Here is an 18,336-nt window from a genome sequence, read left to right as displayed (position 1 = left end):
TTTTGCCGATAGGTGCTGTTGGTGAGTTATATATAGGTGGAGCAGGTTTGGCGCGGGGTTATTTGAACCGCCCCGAGCTTACTGCGGAGCGCTTTATATCAAACCCATTCAGTAATGATACGGGCTCTCGTTTATACCGGACGGGTGATCTGGTGCGCTATCTGCCGGATGGGAACCTTGAGTTTATAGGTCGGGTCGACCATCAAGTTAAGGTTCGTGGTTTTAGAATTGAGCTTGGCGAGATTGAAGCGTCACTTTTAGATGTTTCTGACGTTAGTGATGTAGTTGTTGTTGCGCGAGAAGGTCAAGCTGACAGTAGCGATAAACAGCTAGTTGCTTACATTGTTGCGGAAGGTTCTTATGTTGAAGATGAAGCGGCGAAGCAGGATTTTATAGGGTCATTACGTTCTACATTACAGCAGCGGCTTCCTGACTATATGATTCCATCAGCCTTTGTTGTTCTAGACAGCTTCCCTTTAACCACTAATGGAAAGCTTGATCGTCAGGCATTGCCTGCTCCTGGCGATATGGATGTTCAGCGTTCGATTTATGTTGCTCCTCGTACGGAGATTGAAGCTAAGCTTTGCACTTTATGGCAGGAAGTTCTCAAGCTAGAGCGCGTAGGTGTGCATGACAACTTCTTCGAACTTGGGGGGCATTCGCTTACCTTAATACAATTACGTCATCACGTGAAGCATTTTTGGGGCGTTGACCTCTCACTCAAGATTCTATACGAGAATCGAACTCTCGAAACTCAAGCAAAAGAGATAGAAACCTGCGTGAAGACCCCGTTCATGGTCGCAGATAATGCAATATCGCTTCGCTTAAATTCTAGTTTAGACGAAAAACTATTTTGCATTCACCCACTGGGGGGGCTGGGTTTTGCATATGAAGAACTAGCTTTGGAATTAGAGGGCAAAATATGCGTTTACGCGATACAATGCCCAGATGTGTTATCCGATAGAAATTCAGAATCAATTATAGAACTAGTCGATATGTATGTTCAGGAAATCATACAAACACAGGGTGCTGGACCATATTCTGTTCTTGGCTGGTCGTCGGGCGGATTATATGCTTATGAAATTGCAAATAGGCTTAATAAGCTAGGGCACGGCATAGCCCAGTTAATTATATTAGATGGCGTGCCTTTTGATAGTAGTAATTCTATTTGGCTAGAGGCCGTCAAAGCGTACCTGGGCGAAGGCCTGAAGGTTGATTGGGATTACCTTGCTGCTATTAACGCTAGCTTAGCCAAGGAAAAGCTAGTTAGTGCCGCAACTGAACAACATTTATTATTTGACACCAAATTAGTTGCTCGAACCATTGAATGGATATCAAGGGCCGGGATGCTTGCACGCGAACATGATGTAAGTAGGACTGACTTGGACATCAGGCTCTTTTTATCGATGGGTAATTTAAAAGGTATACCCGAGTGGACTAAACTAACATCTGGGCAAGTTAAAGCGCATAAAATAAACTGTTCGCATCATGAAATAATTAAAAAGCCTTACGTTTTAGAAGTCATTAAGTTTATTCTAAATAGCGAGCAAAGGGAATGAACGATGCGATCAATACGAGAGGCGTCGAGAGGTTATTTCCGCGCGGGCAAGTAAGGGGAGAGATAATTACATCAATTGATCTTGATCTTGATCTTGAAAGTCAGAAATTAACCCCTTACGAACGGAAACGCGCGAATACGTTACCCAATCCACAAAAGTGGGACTATGTACGCGGCCGAATATGTTCTAGTAAAGCGCTATATAACCTAGCTAGAATAAAAGATTATAGTCTGCTTTCCGATTTGGACGGAGTGCCAATTTGGCCAAAAGGCATTGTTGGGAGTTTAAGTCACACGGAAAGTGTATGTGGAGCAGTAGTAGCATATTCAAACTCTGTCCTGTCCATGGGCTTTGACATTGAAGAATTAGAGAGAATATCTGAGGAAATGTTTGAGGAGATTTGCACTGAAAATGAACTTCTGAAGTTAAAGGAACAACAATTTTTTCAGAGCAAAAGGAATGTTTCAATTCTATTTTCAGCTAAAGAGGCATTCTACAAATGCTATTACCCGTTATATAGGAATTGGCTGGACTTTAAGGATGTAGATATTGAGTTAGGTAGTTATAAGATAATGATTAAAAGCTGTAAGGGGCTCAGAGCGCATCAGTGTTCGCTGTTCGAGGGGCGTTATACAATAGTGGAGCAGAGGGTTTATGCCTCAGTTTACATTTCACAGACAGATGAATTGGATTTATAAAAAGGTCGACTATGCAACAGTAGTTATATATAATTGCACGATAACACGCGTGGGTAGAGTATGATTACCAGAGTACTAATATTAGTCTGTTCGATAATTTATTCACCTTGGTGTTTAAGTGCAGCTCAGTTTGTAACAAAATTTGACCCCGAATCTGATATCTACATTGATTACTCTGATCTAGACATAGTTCTAAACGGCTCTGTCCTCAAGATGGGCGCGTCCGCTCACCAATTATCAGTTAGCAAATTACCGCAAATTACTGGTACGCGTATTAAGGTGGGTAATCCTCTCGTCACTCGTCTAGAGGGAAATCGCCTAATGTTTCACACTTTCAGTGATTCCCAAGTTAAAACACTGGCCAAGCTCAGAGACAAGTTGTTGAAGGTAGTTACATATGTTTCCTTTGAGGATTTGAATAGAAATGAACAATTAGCTTATTGGCTCAATCTGCACAACATTATCGTTTTAGCTGAGATCGCAAGTATTTACCCGATCACATATTTGAAGCCTGTGTTTGACGAGAATTCTAAGGACTCATTTATTAACCGAAAGAAGTTCTACTTAGGTGATGAGAAGATTTCGCTCTTAGACATACAAAAACATGTAACCACTTACTGGAAAGACCCAGTAGTAATCTACGGTTTTTATATGGGTGCAATCGGTACACCTAACGTCAGAAACGAGGCATATCAAGGGCGCAAAGTATATAGACAGCTCGAAGATAATGCTATTGACTTTGTTAATAGTTTGCGGGGAACGCGCTATTGGAACAAATCTAAATTAAGGATTTCCACTTATTATTTACGCATGAAATCCATGTTTCCGAATTTTCGGCAAAGTGTCCTAGCTCATATAAATAAGTATGCTCGGGGCAAATTAAAAGATAAACTATTTTTGTTGCATGAAGTAGATGCTAATATTTACGATTGGCATATTGCAGATTTGATTAACGGCAGGTTTAGCTCTCCGGGTGGAATGTACGCTCGTTCTACGCAGGATGCTGCTGGCAACTATGTGAATCCTGGGTTAAGATTGCCGCAACACGCCCAACATATATTGAGAGAAAGAGCTAAAAAGCTAAGTAGAAAGGGTAGCGTCACCATAGAGGTTTTACCCGCTGAGGAGAAGAGCGATACTGAGGACGATAACAGCTAACCAATATCATTTCGAGTAATTATGTCCGTCGTCGAATGATTTGGGCTTAGTTTAGTCTTTTATGGTCGGAGGCTTTTGGTTCCTCTTTGTTTGATATTAAGCAGCTTGCTTGTTGTGTTGCAAGCGGCGTTGTCTGAGTGTTTTGAGTTTAATATTTCTCCTTCGATTTAAGATTGATTGTCCTCTGCCAAAGTAAACATCAGCAGGTGTTAGGTTGTTGATGCTCTCGTGGTACCTGTGATTGTTATAGTGGTCGATGAACTGGCGTATCTGGTTTTCAAGATCACCGGGTAGAAAGTAATTCTCCAGCAAAATTCTGTTTTTGAGTGTCTGATGCCAGCGTTCGATCTTGCCCTGTGTCTGTGGATGATACGGTGCTCCTCGTCACTTCGCGCACATTGCAGTGACAGTTGCTTCGACTAGAACTAGGCATTACTTGTTTTCGATGTGAAGTGAACACTAATTATTTGACAAGCCAGCTTTACCACTTACTTTAGGCAATATGATACCAACTAGGGCCATATCTCGATCATTTCAAACTGACTTGTTACGGGAACTCCAAAAAGGAGAAACTCGTTTTGAGGAGCTTATTAACCCCGGATGGGAAGCTACCCTAAGTGAAGAGCAGAAACACGCTTTTAGTTTCTATAAGTCTGATGGTTATAAACAAATTAATCATGCGTTGTGGACAGGTGAAGAATTATCACTCCGTGATAAAAGAATTGTTGCCTTACTTCAAACGGCCCTCAACGCTGCAACATTGCAGCAAGATCTAATTGTTTGGAGAGGATCGAGACACCATCCAGAGGTGATTCCAACATTTAAACGAGGACATAAACGAGTACATCGCGGTTTTATGTCTACAAGCCTTTCCATGAAAATTGCACAACGATTTTACACAGGAAATGAGGACCTTGTTCCTGTTCTCATGAAGATACTCGTAAAAGCGGGTGAATGTGGCGGATATGTCCACAGGATACCAGAGATACAACACCCTGAATTCGAGGTTCTATTGCCGTTTGGGACAAAATATACTATCTTGTATGCTGTAGAGGTAGTGCCAGAACTCATCGAAAAATACTTGCAAGTGGAGAATTTAGTTGGGGAATAGCCGCAAAGACAATTTAGGGTTCATAAAAAGTAAAAGAGGTGCTAGTTATCTCAACCTCTTTACTGAAGCTACTGATGCTGAAGTTGCGCGCCATGTAGAATGCCTCAAAAATCCTCATACAATTAACCGTCGGATGGCTTCTAGTGTTGCTGAAGATAATTCTCTTATTGAACAATTTGCCGTTTCAGAAGCTAAAGGTGAAAGTGTTCTGCGCGGTCAAGTCATGAGGCAAAAAAAAGACCCCACCACTAGGACAAAACAACGTGCGGCAAGTAAGCTTACACAGACACGCGGGTCTCGTATCGCTTCAAGGGGGAAATCCAAAGCAAAGAGTGCTGGTTAGGGCTTACTTCTAATACACTTCAAACTGAAGCCATGTATGACTGTGACGCTCCATTAACCGTGTCAATTCGAAGTCAATATTTTCAAAGACTTATTCAATCGCACTGTCATTATTTCAGGGCAAACATGATTTTTATTGCCATTGAAGCGTCATTAAAATTGTCAATATACATAGTGACACAAAGAATGAAAGATACAGAGAGTTGCAGGCTCGTTAGTAATTCATCAGCACTGTAGTACCGAAGTTAATTGGTTCACTCTATCTTTTGCATACCAATAAGTTCCCTTTAACATAGTTATTGTTCGAAGGCCAATATCGGTTGAGTAAGATTCTAGCTCGTTGAAACGATCACCTTTTGAAATACTGAGCATATTGGGTCTGCCCACTGACATCTAACCATCTTTTCTACCTCTAATTTTTACAAATGTAAGCTAAGATGGTTGCGTGCTCCCGCAACCAAAGCAAGCCTAGGCACATCGGACCAGGGCCTTTTAAATTGGTATGTAGATCAGATGAATGAAAAGTTAGAGAGGTATGCGTTTATTACTTTCATGATTTTGCAGATGGCGGTTTTCCATACCAAGCTTTATATGCCCGTGTGAAAGCGCTTTGGTCACTGTAACCAAGTGCCTGAGCGATCTCCGTTAATGACTTCTGCCCTTCCTGAATATAAAAAGCAGTGTTTTCTTGCCGTACTTCTTGCAGAACTTGTCGGAATGTTGTGCCTTCATGTTTCAAGCGGCGCGTTAATGTGGGTTCTGAGTAACCAAGTGCATCAGCAATATCCGGTAAATTAACCGGGCCACTTTCTAGAAAATGCTGTATGCATTGGTATACTTGGCTTTGTGCAGAATTAGCATTGTCGAGATTGATGAGTGCTTTATCGAGCCTTTTCTCCAAACTAGCGAGCAATTCGGGGTTTGCCTGCGGTAGCTTTGCATCTGCAAGGGACGCTTTGAATTCCAGGCAATCAAAGTCCTGATCGTACAATATTTCACAACCAAAATATTCAGCACATGGGTCTGGCTCGCTGGGTTTTGAATGACGAAACCGAACGATGAGTGCATCTTCATTATAATGCCACAAAAGCCAACGCCCAATCGATACATAACCTGCATACACGGCCTCGGTAACTGGGCGCATACGTTCTGCATCATTAATATAAGGATGCCACATCACACGGGCAGAATCTTTCCCAACCTCAAGGGCAGTTTTGCCAAACTCCTGTGTTAATCGCTGATACCGCGCGTTTACGGATAGAGCATGCCTGAGGGAATTCGCAGAGATTAATGCATATCCTACATTGAGGAATGTGGCTGGTCGGAAATTACGCCCGGAGATTGAGCCAATCGACTTAACTCCTGTCTTTTCCTGCGCATAATGAAGCATATCAAGTATGGCATCACACTCAAAACGCCTAAGTGGATTATCAAAGGGCTGACTGCCTTGTCCTAAAATGTCAAGTAGCCTGTGGGATTCTGCACCAATATCGACACAGGTCGAGAAATAGCTGTGCGTGTATTGGCAAGACGCTGTAGGCTTTAATCCGCTAAACTGCTCATTTGTAACAGTTTTATCAATCGCATTCATTATTCCCTCTTTCTCGACCACCAATAAAAACTGTCAAATATTTTGCAGGAAACTGTCAAGTAAATTCATCTGTTTTCCCGTAATTGTCAGGTGGGTGGTTAGGCGCGGCGTAATGCCAATTAATTCATTTAAAGCCGAAGTGGCAGGGAATATTTATGACCGACATCATTGGTACAGCTGACGCTGATGACCTAAGTGGAACATCTGGAAGTGACTCAATAACCGGTCTTGGCGGTAACGACCTCATCTCTGGCGGCGGTGGTAGCAATACGCTGGATGGCGGCGCAGGCGATGATATCATTACAGCTGGTACAGGTTTTGATCCTGACACGTTAATTGGTGGTGATGGTAATGACGGCCTGATTGCTAGTGCGTCAGGCTTGAGTTCACTTGATGGCGGTGCAGACAATGACACTCTTATCGGGGGCGGTACGTCTGATACCCTTTTAGGTGGAGACGGTGATGATGCATTGGTATCCGGAGGGAGCCAAAACTTACTCGACGGTGGTGCAGGCGAGGATGCCTTGTTTACGCTCGATCAAAATGGTGAGCAAACACTGGTTGGCGGTGCCGGTGCAGATACATTTGTTATCAATGTGTTGGGGGAGTTTACAGGTGTAACAATCTCGGATTTTGATATTAATCTAGATACACTTAATCTTGCAGATTCTCCTATCGCTGACCTTGCCGAGCTTATGGCTGCGACATCGGATGACGGATTTGGCGGCGTAACCGTGGCGCTAAACGGTTTCTCCAGCATTATGATACCAAACATCACGCCAGCAGAACTCTTCGGAGCAAATATCACCTTCAGCAGCGTTGCAGCACCTGTCATTACAGCCGTAGCTATTGAAGGAACGGTTAATGCGGAAACATTAACAGGCACCGCCTTTGGTGAGGTAATCTCAGGTAATGAGGGTGACGACAGCATTAATGGTGGATCAGGGGACGATACACTACGCGGTGATGAGGGTAACGATACGCTTCAGGGGGGCGCTCTGGGTGAATTTGGTGGTAGTAGTGCTGATCTAGATAATGATCTCATCGAAGGCGGTGAAGGTAATGACAATCTAATCGCCAATGGCGGCGCAGACACACTGAATGGTGGTGCGGGCAATGATGTTATCACTTTAAGTAATGCAAGTGACGATAGTGTAATTATCATTGATGATAACTCAAGCGACTTAATCAATGGTCTCTCAACAACAATCACACTCGATTTCTCAGACACTGAGTTTACCAGTCGCGCGCAGGTAATAGCGGCAGCGCGTGAGGCAGACGGCAATATACTCATTGAGTTCTCAAACGGTAATACGCTTACACTACAAGGCATAAACCTATCACTGTTGAACAATCTACCAATAATGGCTGGCGTACAAACGCCGGGTCAATTGTTTGAGAATGATACTTCTAATGACATAGGAGAGAATGGGGATAACGGTAATGAATTGTTCACGGGCGGTGCCGGCGACGACACCATTGATGCTGATTTTGGTAATGATACGTTAAATGGCGGTGCTGGCAATGATAGCCTCAATGCGGGAAGCGGCGAAGATACCTTAAGTGGTGATGACGGTAATGATACGCTGCTTGGTGGTACGAATGATGATATATTGAATGGTGGCGCAGGTGATGATTTCCTCGTCGGCGGTGATGTTGGCGCTGACACTTTGGACGGCGGCTCTGGCGTCAACGTACTTACTGGTGGCGGGGGCAGCCTTACCAACACATTTCTGATTAACACACCGGGATCTGTCAATGTGATTACAGATTTTGCGCCGTTTGAAGATATGGTGCAGATTAGCTTGGGCGGCGGTGAACTCAATCAGGTTGTCGTTGAAAATAGTCTTCAGGGTACAAATATACGTGCACTTATTGATGATGGTACGGTCATCATCTTCCAAGGCCTTGATCTAAATAGTTTCCTCACGGACCCTGATCTTAATTTCCCTGGTTCTGGTATAGTGCCATTTAACTTTATCGGCGATTTCTCGGATCAGACTTTTGAAGGCAGTGATAGCACTGATACACTAAATGGTGGCGGGGGTAATGATACTCTGACGGGCGGCGATGGAGCGGATACCTTCATTATTCCGGCTCCACAGCCATTAAACAGCCTTTTTGGTATCAATGAACTGGTAATTAGTGATTTCCTCGTTAGTGAAGATATTATCAATTTCGCTAACACGGGGCTTACTGATATTGACGCGTTGACGGCCATAACATCTGAAGTTGGGAATGGTGTTCTTATCGATTTTGGTGAGCAAAATACTGTTCTTATCGAAAACGTTTCACTATCGGAATTTCTTCAAGCGCCAAATATCTTTTTCGGCACCGTTATTAATGGAACAAATACCAATGACCTAATTATTGGCACAGGCGATTCTGAAATCATCGCTGGGGGTGATGGTGATGACACACTCATAGGCCTTAGTGGTTCTGATACGCTTATTGGTGGAGATAATGATGACAATCTCCAGGGTGATGGTGATGCTGATGTGTTGCGAGGCGAAGACGGAAGCGACACTCTTGATGGTGGTGTCGGTGCAGACTCGTTAGATGGAGGTATTGGTGACGATGTGCTTACTGGGGGACAAGAAGCTGATGTTCTTGAGGGAGGTGCTGGAAATGATAACCTGAATGGCGGCGGCGAGTTTGATGTCCTGAATGGCGGCAGCGGCAATGACACCCTCACAGGGGAAATTGGTAACGATAGCCTAAACGGAGGAGACGGTGAAGATAGCTTAGAAGGCGGCGATGGAGATGACACTTTAAATGGTGGCCTAGGTGAAGATACGCTCAATGGTGGTGATGATAATGACGACATCACTTCGTCTATGGATTTTGGTGCTACAGATCAGGTATCTGGCGGTAATGGAAATGATACACTCCGTGTAGGTTCGAATGATGTAGCAAATGGAGGGAGTGGCAGTGACCTGATACTTGCAACAGGTTCGAATAACACTTTAGATGGCGGTGAAGGTAACGACACCATCTCATCGGGCAATGGGGACACTCGTATTACCTTAGGTGATGGCCAAGACCTCATACAGATACAAAATATTACCTCAGACACTACCATAACAATTACAGATTTTTCTGCTCGGGAGCAGGTGTCAAGTTTGGACGCATTTATTGTCGCTGATCAGCTTGATTTAACAGGTACAGGCATTAACAGTTTTGAGCAATTGCAGGTGCTATTCAGCATAGCGACGGAGACTTTCCCGGGGTCAAGTGGTGGATCAACCATAAGCGTAATTGGGCTGCGTTTGGACACGACAGTAAATGGAAGTAATGTAGGTATCATCTTCGATCTCCGTACACCATCCAATATCAATACAATCAATGGTTTTTTGGCCGATCCTGCTGGACTTATTCAGGAATTGGGTTTAACTGCGGATAACTTTGTATTTGATGCAGCACTTCCACCTATCGTGGGTACAGATGTATCGGAATTACTGACTGGTGCTGAATTAGCCGAAATCCTGAATGGTTTAGGCGGTAATGATACACTACGCGGTAATGGCGGTAATGACACTTTAGATGGTGGTGCCGGTAATGATGTCTCTGAAGGCGGTGACGGCGATGATAATATCGCTGCCAATGAAGGAGATAACACAATCACCGGTGGGGGTGGTGCTGACACAGCTGTTGTTGCATCAACAGAAACACCTTCAGTAAATTTCTTCACAGATTTTACACCAACTGTAGACCTTATTGATTTTTCTAACATCACGATTGAACAGGCGGGGTTTGATATTACAAACCCGACCGTTCTGGCAAATCAGCTAAGTCAGGTTGGTGGTAGCACCCAGATACAAGTTGGGAATAACACCCTTGTTTTCAATAATATTGCGCCAACCGCTTTTGATGTAAGTGACTTTATCTTTGCGGGCCAAACGCTGACTTCTACTGAGATTAACAACGTCCTTGTTGGCAGCGGCGGCGATGACACCTTCACTATCAGTGATGTGACCAGCGGCGTATTCGTCGTTGTTGATACGCTGTCTAGTGACACGATTGTTGGCTTCCGCACAGGTGTTGATCAGATCGACCTGCAAAGCTCTGGCTTTGCTACAGCAGATGACTTGATCGCGGCACTTTCAGAAAACACCGGTGGCCTTGTTATTGATCTCGGTAACGGTGAAACGCTTGTGCTGGAAGGTCTTTCACTTGCTGACCTATTGATCGCGCCAGAGGTTGTCGGCGGTGTGGTGCAATCTACTGGTTTGCAAAACCCCGATGACTTTATATTTGACGATGAAGCGCAAATTGATGGCAACCTGATTGGCCTGTTACAGGCTGATGCTGATCCCTTCAATACGCCGCCCGAGGGCATGTCTGAGATATTAGAAACAGATGAAGACACACCGCTTGTTATCCAATCTGGCGACTTTGGCTTCAGTGATGCTGACGGTGATATGTTCGCGGAAGTGCGCATTGATGCAGCACCAGCCGGCCTTACGTTGGGCGGTGTTCAGGTTGTTGGTGGTCAGGTTATCGCTGTTGGTGCGCTTGCCGGTAACAACCTTGTTTACACATCACCAGCAGACGAGAACGGCGATTCCTTTGCCGACATAACATTTAGTGTTTCGGATGGGGAAGATTTTGACCTTTTGCCAAATACTCTCACGATTGATGTCACGCCGGTTAACGATGCACCAGAGGGCGGAGACATCACGCTTGATGGAACTGAAGACACGCCTCTAGTTATTTCTGGTGATGATTTCCTCTTTACCGATGTTGACGAAGGTGATGCTTTATCTGCAATCCGTATTGAAGAAACACTTTCAGGGTTAACGTTTGATGGCACTGCTGTGGAAGCAGGCGATGTTATTAGCGTTGAGGATATTAACCTTGGTTTGCTGGCTTATACGCCGCCAACTAATTCCAACGGTGAGGGTCTTGCAACTTTTGAGTTCAGGGTTGGTGACGGTGCAGCGTTTGAGGCAACACCGTCGGTAGCGACCATAAATATTACCCCAGTTAATGATGCACCTGTTGCTGCTGATATTTCTTTGGCGAGCGGTGAAACTGGTGTCACGGTTCTTGATATTGTCGGTGCGGGTGTGGATGTTGATGGCGACGATGTTACGCTCAGTTTGGGTGGTGCTAGCACGCTCGGCACACTTGAGGTGCTTGATGCCACCACGGGTGTTATCAGTTTCACACCGAACGCAGATGCGGTTGACCTGTTTGAAGGCGAAACACGCACAGAAACTGTAAGTTTCACTATTGATGATGGTAACGGTGGCACAGATACAGCGGACATCGTTATTACGGTTGAAGGCGAAGGCACAATGTCAGTAACACCAGTGGCTGTGGTTGAAAACGATGCGGGTGCTGATGTTGCAACGCTTGCCACCATTGCAGACTTCCCGTTTGTTGCGGGTGATGTGTTCACCGTTGATGATGCTCGCTTTGTGGTTTCAGGTGCTGGTGTTGTCAGCCTTGCTGAAGGTGTGGCGCTTGACTTCGAAGTCGAGCCTGAAGTGGACATTGTTGTTACGCGTGTGCGCGGCGCTGACGGTACAACAGAAACTCTTGAGGTCACTATCAGTGTTATTGATGAGCCGGCCGGCAGTGCACAAGACGGCTTTATCTCGGGTGCTTTGGTGTTTGCGGATGCAAATGGCAATGGTGTGTTTGACGGCGTCGAGGTTGCTGCGACCACAGACGCGTCTGGTAACTTCGAGCTTGGAGCAGGGGCAACAGGTCCTGTTATCATTCAAGGGGGTATTAACCCGCTGACAGGCCAGCAAGCCGTTGATATTTCCACAGGCCTTGATTTTAACGGCACACTTTCAGCTCCGGAAGGCTCAACTGTTGTGACGCCGCTCACAACACTCATTAACGAGATTGCCGTTGCTAACGGCGGTGATGCAGCTGCTATCGCAGCTGCAGAAACGGCAGTTGGTAATGCATTTGGTATTGACCCATCGGTTGACCTGACCACCTTCGACCCGATCCGTGCAGCCCTTGCTGGTGATGCTGATGGAATTGAAGTGTTTGCTGCCGGTTCTCAGGTATTGAGCACGGTTGTTCTCGCAAGTTCTGTTGTTGAAGGGGCGTCATCAGATGCTGATCTTGATGCGGATGGTTCAGCGTTTGGTGCTCTGGCGGACGTTATCTCGGGTGCTGGCGGCGGAGCTGTTGACTTGACCGATAATGCAACAGTGACAGACCTTGTGAACAACACAGCAACAGACGCTGATGCAACCGCTGTTGTGTCGGCTGATGTTGTGACGGCTGCAACAACCACGATCACAGGCACCAATACTGCTGCACAAGCTGCTGTGGCAGACGGTGCCAACACAAATATTGATACCCTGACGGAAGTAACCCAAGCAGCTGTTGTGGCGCAGGGCGATGCTGCAACAACAGTGGCAGCTGCATCCGGCGGTGACGCAGCGGCGTTGACGACGGCACAAACCACTTTTGGCACGGATCTCACAACAACGGTAACGAATGCAGCGGTCGGTACGATTGTCCCTAACTTAGTGTTTACTGGCACATCAGGAGATGAAGTTGTTACAGCTGGTGGCGGTGATGATACGCTGCGAGGTCTCGGTGGAGATGACACGCTCGCGGGCGGCGGGGGTGTGGATACCTTCGTGGTTGCTGACGACGGGTCTGATACAATCACAGACTTTGATACTGATGGTGGTGAGGTTATTGACCTGACTGATACTGATACCTTTAGCTTGAACGCAGCTGCGTCTGGTGCTGATACAGTTATTACACTTGGTAACGGCGAGACCCTAACACTTGAGGGTGTTACACCAGGTGATCTTGCAGATAGCAACTTCACTTTTGATACTAATGCTGCCCCAACTGCAAGCGGTGCGACCCTGAGTGGTGACCCCGATGATACGTTCACAATTACGCTGACAAACCTTGGTTTTGCAGATGCGGACGGCGATGAATTAGCGTCAGTGACGATAACAAGCCTGCCATCGTCTGGTACACTCACGCTTGCGGGTGCAGACATAGCCACTGTACCGCAGGCGGTCACGGTTGCGCAGATTGTTGGTGGACAATTGGTATTCACCCCAGATGGTGGCGGGACGGTTGACTTCGGCTTTACCGTAAATGACGGTACTGCTGATTCAACAACTACTACAGTATCATTTGTTATTACGGCCCCATCCACAGGTGGCTCTGACGGCTCTTCAGGCAGTGACAGTGGATCCAATGCTGGAGACAGCGGCTCTGGCGGCTCATCTGGCGGTGGTTCACCATCAGGTGGTAGCACAAGTGATCCTGATGTTGTTGTAAGAGATGATGGTGTGTCTGTTGTCACCGGCGGTAATACAGCAGATGTGTTCACGGGCAGCGACGATGTTGAAGACATTGAGCTTGGTGGCGGTAATGACCGCACGGATGCTGGTGGTGGTAATGACACAGTGCGCGGCGGTGATGGTGATGACACCATCTCTGGAGGCGCTGGGGCTGACTTCCTGCGCGGTGATGATGGTAATGACAGTATCTCGGGCGGTAACGGTGATGACCGCTCCTTTGCTGGTCCTGATGACACAGGTGATGATACCGTTGAAGGTAACGCCGGGAATGATGTGATCGGCGCTGGTGCAGGTGATGACTTGATCGTTGGCGGTGATATTGGCACCAATGTGTTTGGTGGTAATGTGAACCCTGCTGGATCAGATACCTTGTTCGGTGGTGCGGGTAATGACTTTATCGTTGCCGGTGCCTTTAACCCGGGCACCAATACAGTTGTGAACACAGGCTCAGGCGATAACGTCATCTACTCCAGCACAGGTAACGATACGCTGTTTGGTGATGATGCCAACGACACGCTTGGTGGCGGCGACGGTAGTGACAGCATCACAGGCGGGGATGGTAGTGACATCATCTATGGTGGTATTGGTTCACCAACTGACAATGCGGACACGCTTGACGGTGGTGCAGGGGATGACCAGATCTTTGCGTCCTTTGATGATGACCTTATTACTGCAGGTGAAGGCAATGACACAGTGTTTGGTGGTAACGGTAATGACATCATTGACGGCGGCGAAGGTAATGACCTGATATACGGCAGTGCGGGTGATGATACGATCACAGGCGGCACAGGCAACGATACGTTTTCCTTCGTCACAGGCTTTGGCAATGACACGATCAGTGACTTTAGCACGACAGGCGATGACACAGACATGCTCGACTTCTCAGAGATTGAAGGTCTTGTACTTGCTGACTTGCTATCAGCAGCTACATTTGATGCAAACGGTGCTACACTCACCATCGGCACACACGGCACCATAACCCTCGAAGGCATCGACCAAACTGAACTCCAAACAATCTTCGATAATGGACAGGTGGTCGTTGATACATAGTTGGTCGTAACACATTGGATGCGCTATACTGATGCCTATGAAACGCTATGATTATATCATTGTCGGCGCAGGTAGCGCAGGTTGTGTGTTGGCCAACAGATTAACTGCGTCTGGCCGATACAGTGTCTTATTACTTGAAGCAGGAGCAGGCGATAGCAATCCAATGCTACGCATACCGCTGCTGGGTTCATTATTAACGGTTGGCAGTCCAAAGTATGATTGGTGTTACCGCACCGCCGCAGACCCAACACGCGGTGGTCGCCAAGAAAGGTGGCCGCGTGGAAAAGTCCTTGGTGGCAGTAGCGCATTGAATGCAATGATCTACGTTCGCGGCGCAGCAGCAGACTATGATCATTGGGCACAGCTTGGTAACAGCGGGTGGTCTTACGACGATGTTGTTCCTTTTTTCAACAAGATAGAAGGCACTATTTCACCGATGTCTGCTGACCATACAGGCGGTATGGTTCGCATGGCAAATGCTGATGGTGCACACCCTCTGTCATACAAATTTATTGATGCACTGACGGCGCAAGGTACGCCTTACTTCAAGGTAGGGAATAATGGCAGTAAATCAGGTGTGAGCTTACTGCGTATGACGTCATCTGGTCGTGTGCGGCAATCAAGTGCTTATGCTTACCTTAAACCGGCCAAAAGTCGGCCAAATTTACATGTCATGACACATAGCCATGCTGCCCGCGTTATTTTTGAGGGGCGTAAAGCTGTAGGCATTGAATACCATCGCCGCGGTAAGACATATGAAGTGTTTGCTGGTAAAGAAGTGATCTTATCTGGCGGTTCAATTAACTCACCACAATTGTTGATGCTTTCAGGCGTAGGGCCTGCAGAGGATCTTTCCGCTATTGGTATCAAGCCAATCATGGATTTGGCCGGCGTGGGTAAGAATCTGCATGATCATCCAGCAGTGTTTATGCAGGCATATACAAATGTGCCAAGCTATAATACTGAGACAATGCCACCACGTGTATTCAAACATGTGGCCGATTGGGCATTGCGCGGCCAAGGTATGCTCAGCACAGTGATGTTTCAGGCTTTAGCTTTTGTAAAAACAAATGCTGTGCATGACTATCCTGATATACAGCTTCACTTTGCACCGTGTGGATATGTTAATACCGAGACGTCAGTTGAGCCTATCAAGCAAAATTCGTTCACTATACAAGCGAATGTTAACCGACCACAAAGCCGAGGTTTTCTAAAGCTAGCGGATAAATCACCTGCCTCATACCCCATTATCCAGCCCAATATGTTTGACGATACATATGACCTTAATACGCTCATAAGTGGTGTCAAATATATGAAATCGCTGATCGAAGGGGCTGTTTTTAACGATGTTATAGATCGCATTAGTGTTCCGGCCTTAAAGCCGATAACAGATAGTGACTGGGAACTGTTTGTACGTGAAAATGCGCAAACAGCTTATCACCCTGTAGGCACATGTAAGATGGGAACAGATGATATGTCTGTTGTTACGCAAGAACTTAGAGTTGTTGGTACGCATGGTCTAAGAGTTGTTGATGGCTCTGTCATGCCGCAAATTATCAGCGGCAACACACAGGCAGCTATCATGATGATAGCTGAAAAAGCAGCCGATATGATTTTGGCATAATTTTATCTGGAATGATGAGATAATGGTTTGATGGGTCTTAAAATGAGCTTTTCGAAGCTCAAGACTCACACAAAATGTGCACACAAAATTTCTAGTTAACTTTATTATTTAAAAAAACAATGGCTTAATAAGCTATCAATCGGGCTCATAACCTGAAGGTCCTAGGTTCAAACCCTACTTCCGCAACCATTAAAAAGGCCAGTACCATTAGGGGCCCTTTTTACGTATATGGGCTGCGCGAAGCGGGGCTTGAACCGTTAAAGGTTCAGACCAAGGACGTAGTGAGGAAGGTCAACACGAGGAGGCACAAGCCCTGCAACGGTAAAGCCTACGAAGAAAACCAAAATATCGAAGCCACCTCAATTGAGGTGGCTTTTGTGTTTCTGGCTCCGTGAGACACGGATTTGCTCCTCGTAAGACGCGCACAAAGTGCAGACTGTTCAGGATTCATAACTTATTACACAAACTATACGATGACTTGATCATTATCGAAGATTGTTTGCAAGCTGGCCTGGTCTATCCCTTGAAGAAGTATCGTACCATGCGAACCAATAGTTAACGTTGCTCCGTTAGCGTCAAATGTGGCTGCTACGAGTAAGTCACCAAGGTCCAAACCTCCAATTTCGGACAGATCAAGTACATCAGACTCACCATTTTCAGAACTAAAATCAGTAATCGTGTCATTACCGAATCCTGTTATAAATGCAAAAGTATCTAGGCCTTCTCCGCCTGAGATGATGTCGTTTCCAGCACCACCATAAATTAAGTCATTGCCAGCGCCACCGACAACAACATCGTTACCGTCTCCACCAAAAAGTGTGTCTTCACCAGCGCCGCCAGATATAGTGTCTTCTCCCGCGCTTGCATAGACTACGTCATCTCCGGAATCAGCAACAGAATCACCCGTAATCAAGTCATTCCCGCCGCCTCCGCCAAGTGTGTCGTTGCCGTTTCCACCTTCAATTGTATCGTTACCTTGATCAGTTTCTCCAGCAAAAATTTTGTCGTTGCCGCTCTCACCGAGGACCAGATCATTTCCAGTTCCTCCTTTTAGAGTGTCATCGCCTTGCCGTCCGAAAATCACGTCGTTGTCATTCCCGCCACGCAGAAGGTCATCAGATACTGTGCCAATTAAAGCATTAGGTGAAACTGATTCTGGTTCAGGATTAGCTTCCGGCTCAGGATTAGCTTCCGGTTCAGGATTAGCTTCTGGTTCAGGATTAGCTTCCGGCTCAGGATTAGCTTCTGGCTCAGGCTCAGTTTCTGGCTCAGGATTAGCTTCCGGCTCAGGATTAGCTTCCGGCTCAGGATTAGCTTCCGGTTCAGGATTAGCTTCTGGCTCAGGCATTTGCTCTGGCTCAACATTAACAGTCACTGTTTGCGGTTGTAGTCCAGCAAACCCCGTTGAAAGGCTGATAGTGATATCACGGCTTTCAGCAGGGTTTTCGGCGGTTGCTGTGAAGGTTAGGGCTTCAATCAATGCCTCGATTGCGGCAGTAGAAGCAGTGCCAAAGTCGCCCAAGTTGAACGATACTGATCCTGCGCCAAATGAAGTAAGCGATGTGAATTGCACACCTTCAAAGCTCACAGCACCGGTGTTAGCATCAAAACCAATCTCGCCAGTACCAGAGCCGGTATTCTGCACGGACACAATATCACCAGCTGTTAGGCCGGATATAATTAATTCAGCAGCATCGTCCAAAAATGAATCAAAACCCAAACTGGTTGGCACTGTCACATCGGCATCAATGAGAACTGTAACCCCTTCAACAGCAGTGAGGGTTGCCGCAAGGTCTAGAATAGTTGGTTCCGGTTCAGGCGTTGGCGCAGGATCAACTTCTGGTTCAGGATTAGCTTCTGGCTCAGGCATTTGCTCTGGCTCAACATTAACAGTCACTGTTT

General features: G+C 46.2%; 9 protein-coding genes and 1 pseudogene. 7 read left to right on the top strand and 3 right to left on the bottom strand.

Annotation, left to right across the window (positions count from 1 at the left end; all coding sequences use genetic code 11):
• From OEU88_RS17475 to OEU88_RS17465, 3 genes are all read left to right on the top strand, one after another.
• Positions 1 to 1,559, top strand: a 1,559-nt coding sequence (locus OEU88_RS17475) for a thioesterase domain-containing protein (protein ID WP_262696498.1), incomplete at its 5' end; no start/stop codon positions are given.
• Complete coding sequence (locus OEU88_RS17470; RefSeq protein ID WP_262696497.1) at positions 1,556 to 2,257, top strand: 4'-phosphopantetheinyl transferase family protein; 702 nt, start codon at positions 1,556 to 1,558, stop codon at positions 2,255 to 2,257. The genes OEU88_RS17475 and OEU88_RS17470, both read left to right, overlap by 4 nt.
• A 60-nt stretch (positions 2,258 to 2,317) precedes the next feature.
• Positions 2,318 to 3,415 (top strand): DUF547 domain-containing protein, encoded by a 1,098-nt coding sequence (locus OEU88_RS17465; protein WP_262696496.1) that lies wholly within the window; start codon positions 2,318 to 2,320, stop codon positions 3,413 to 3,415.
• 96 nt (positions 3,416 to 3,511) lie between these two features.
• On the opposite strand, the pseudogene OEU88_RS17460 reads toward OEU88_RS17465, so the two are convergent.
• Positions 3,512 to 3,799: pseudogene (locus OEU88_RS17460) on the bottom strand (integrase core domain-containing protein); the annotation flags it as partial.
• Between the two features lie 160 nt (positions 3,800 to 3,959).
• Between OEU88_RS17460 and OEU88_RS17455 the strand changes: the two are divergent.
• Positions 3,960 to 4,526, top strand: a complete 567-nt coding sequence (locus tag OEU88_RS17455) for an ADP-ribosyltransferase (RefSeq protein ID WP_262696495.1) — start codon at positions 3,960 to 3,962, stop codon at positions 4,524 to 4,526.
• Positions 4,516 to 4,869 carry a hypothetical protein gene (locus OEU88_RS17450; protein ID WP_262696494.1) on the top strand — a complete coding sequence of 118 codons (354 nt, stop codon included), beginning with the start codon at positions 4,516 to 4,518 and terminating at the stop codon, positions 4,867 to 4,869. The genes OEU88_RS17455 and OEU88_RS17450 overlap by 11 nt, the downstream gene beginning before the upstream one ends.
• Before the next feature lie 549 nt (positions 4,870 to 5,418).
• On the opposite strand, the gene OEU88_RS17445 is transcribed toward OEU88_RS17450, so the two are convergent.
• Complete coding sequence (locus tag OEU88_RS17445) at positions 5,419 to 6,459, bottom strand: AraC family transcriptional regulator (protein WP_262696493.1); 1,041 nt, start codon at positions 6,457 to 6,459, stop codon at positions 5,419 to 5,421.
• A gap of 155 nt (positions 6,460 to 6,614) precedes the next feature.
• Between OEU88_RS17445 and OEU88_RS17440 the strand changes: the two genes are divergently transcribed.
• Together OEU88_RS17440 and OEU88_RS17435 are read left to right on the top strand one after the other, a co-directional pair.
• Positions 6,615 to 14,810 carry a beta strand repeat-containing protein gene (locus OEU88_RS17440; RefSeq protein ID WP_262696492.1) on the top strand — a complete coding sequence of 2,732 codons (8,196 nt, stop codon included), beginning with the start codon at positions 6,615 to 6,617 and terminating at the stop codon, positions 14,808 to 14,810.
• Between the two features lie 31 nt (positions 14,811 to 14,841).
• On the top strand, positions 14,842 to 16,434 hold the full coding sequence (locus tag OEU88_RS17435; protein ID WP_262696490.1) for a GMC family oxidoreductase: 1,593 nt from the start codon (positions 14,842 to 14,844) through the stop codon (positions 16,432 to 16,434).
• Positions 16,435 to 16,900: 466 nt separating this feature from the next.
• On the opposite strand, the gene OEU88_RS17430 is transcribed toward OEU88_RS17435, so the two are convergent.
• Positions 16,901 to 18,336 (bottom strand): calcium-binding protein (locus OEU88_RS17430; protein WP_317279147.1); only part of this gene is annotated, 1,436 nt, incomplete at its 5' end.

The sequence above is a fragment of the Kordiimonas aquimaris genome (assembly GCF_025574485.1).
GTDB classification, from domain to species: domain Bacteria; phylum Pseudomonadota; class Alphaproteobacteria; order Sphingomonadales; family Kordiimonadaceae; genus Kordiimonas; species Kordiimonas aquimaris.
Note: the sequence above shows the minus strand (reverse complement) of the source record. Positions and strands in the feature narration are given on the sequence as shown.

Excerpts from the sequence above, each read along its gene's own strand:
- OEU88_RS17470 (WP_262696497.1), top strand. The coding sequence starts at position 1,556 with ATGAACGATGCGATCAATACGAGAGGCGTCGAGAGGTTATTTCCGCGC.
- OEU88_RS17465 (WP_262696496.1), top strand. The coding sequence starts at position 2,318 with ATGATTACCAGAGTACTAATATTAGTCTGTTCGATAATTTATTCACCT.
- OEU88_RS17445 (WP_262696493.1), bottom strand. The coding sequence starts at position 6,459 with ATGAATGCGATTGATAAAACTGTTACAAATGAGCAGTTTAGCGGATTA.
- OEU88_RS17440 (WP_262696492.1), top strand. The coding sequence starts at position 6,615 with ATGACCGACATCATTGGTACAGCTGACGCTGATGACCTAAGTGGAACA.
- OEU88_RS17435 (WP_262696490.1), top strand. The coding sequence starts at position 14,842 with ATGCCTATGAAACGCTATGATTATATCATTGTCGGCGCAGGTAGCGCA.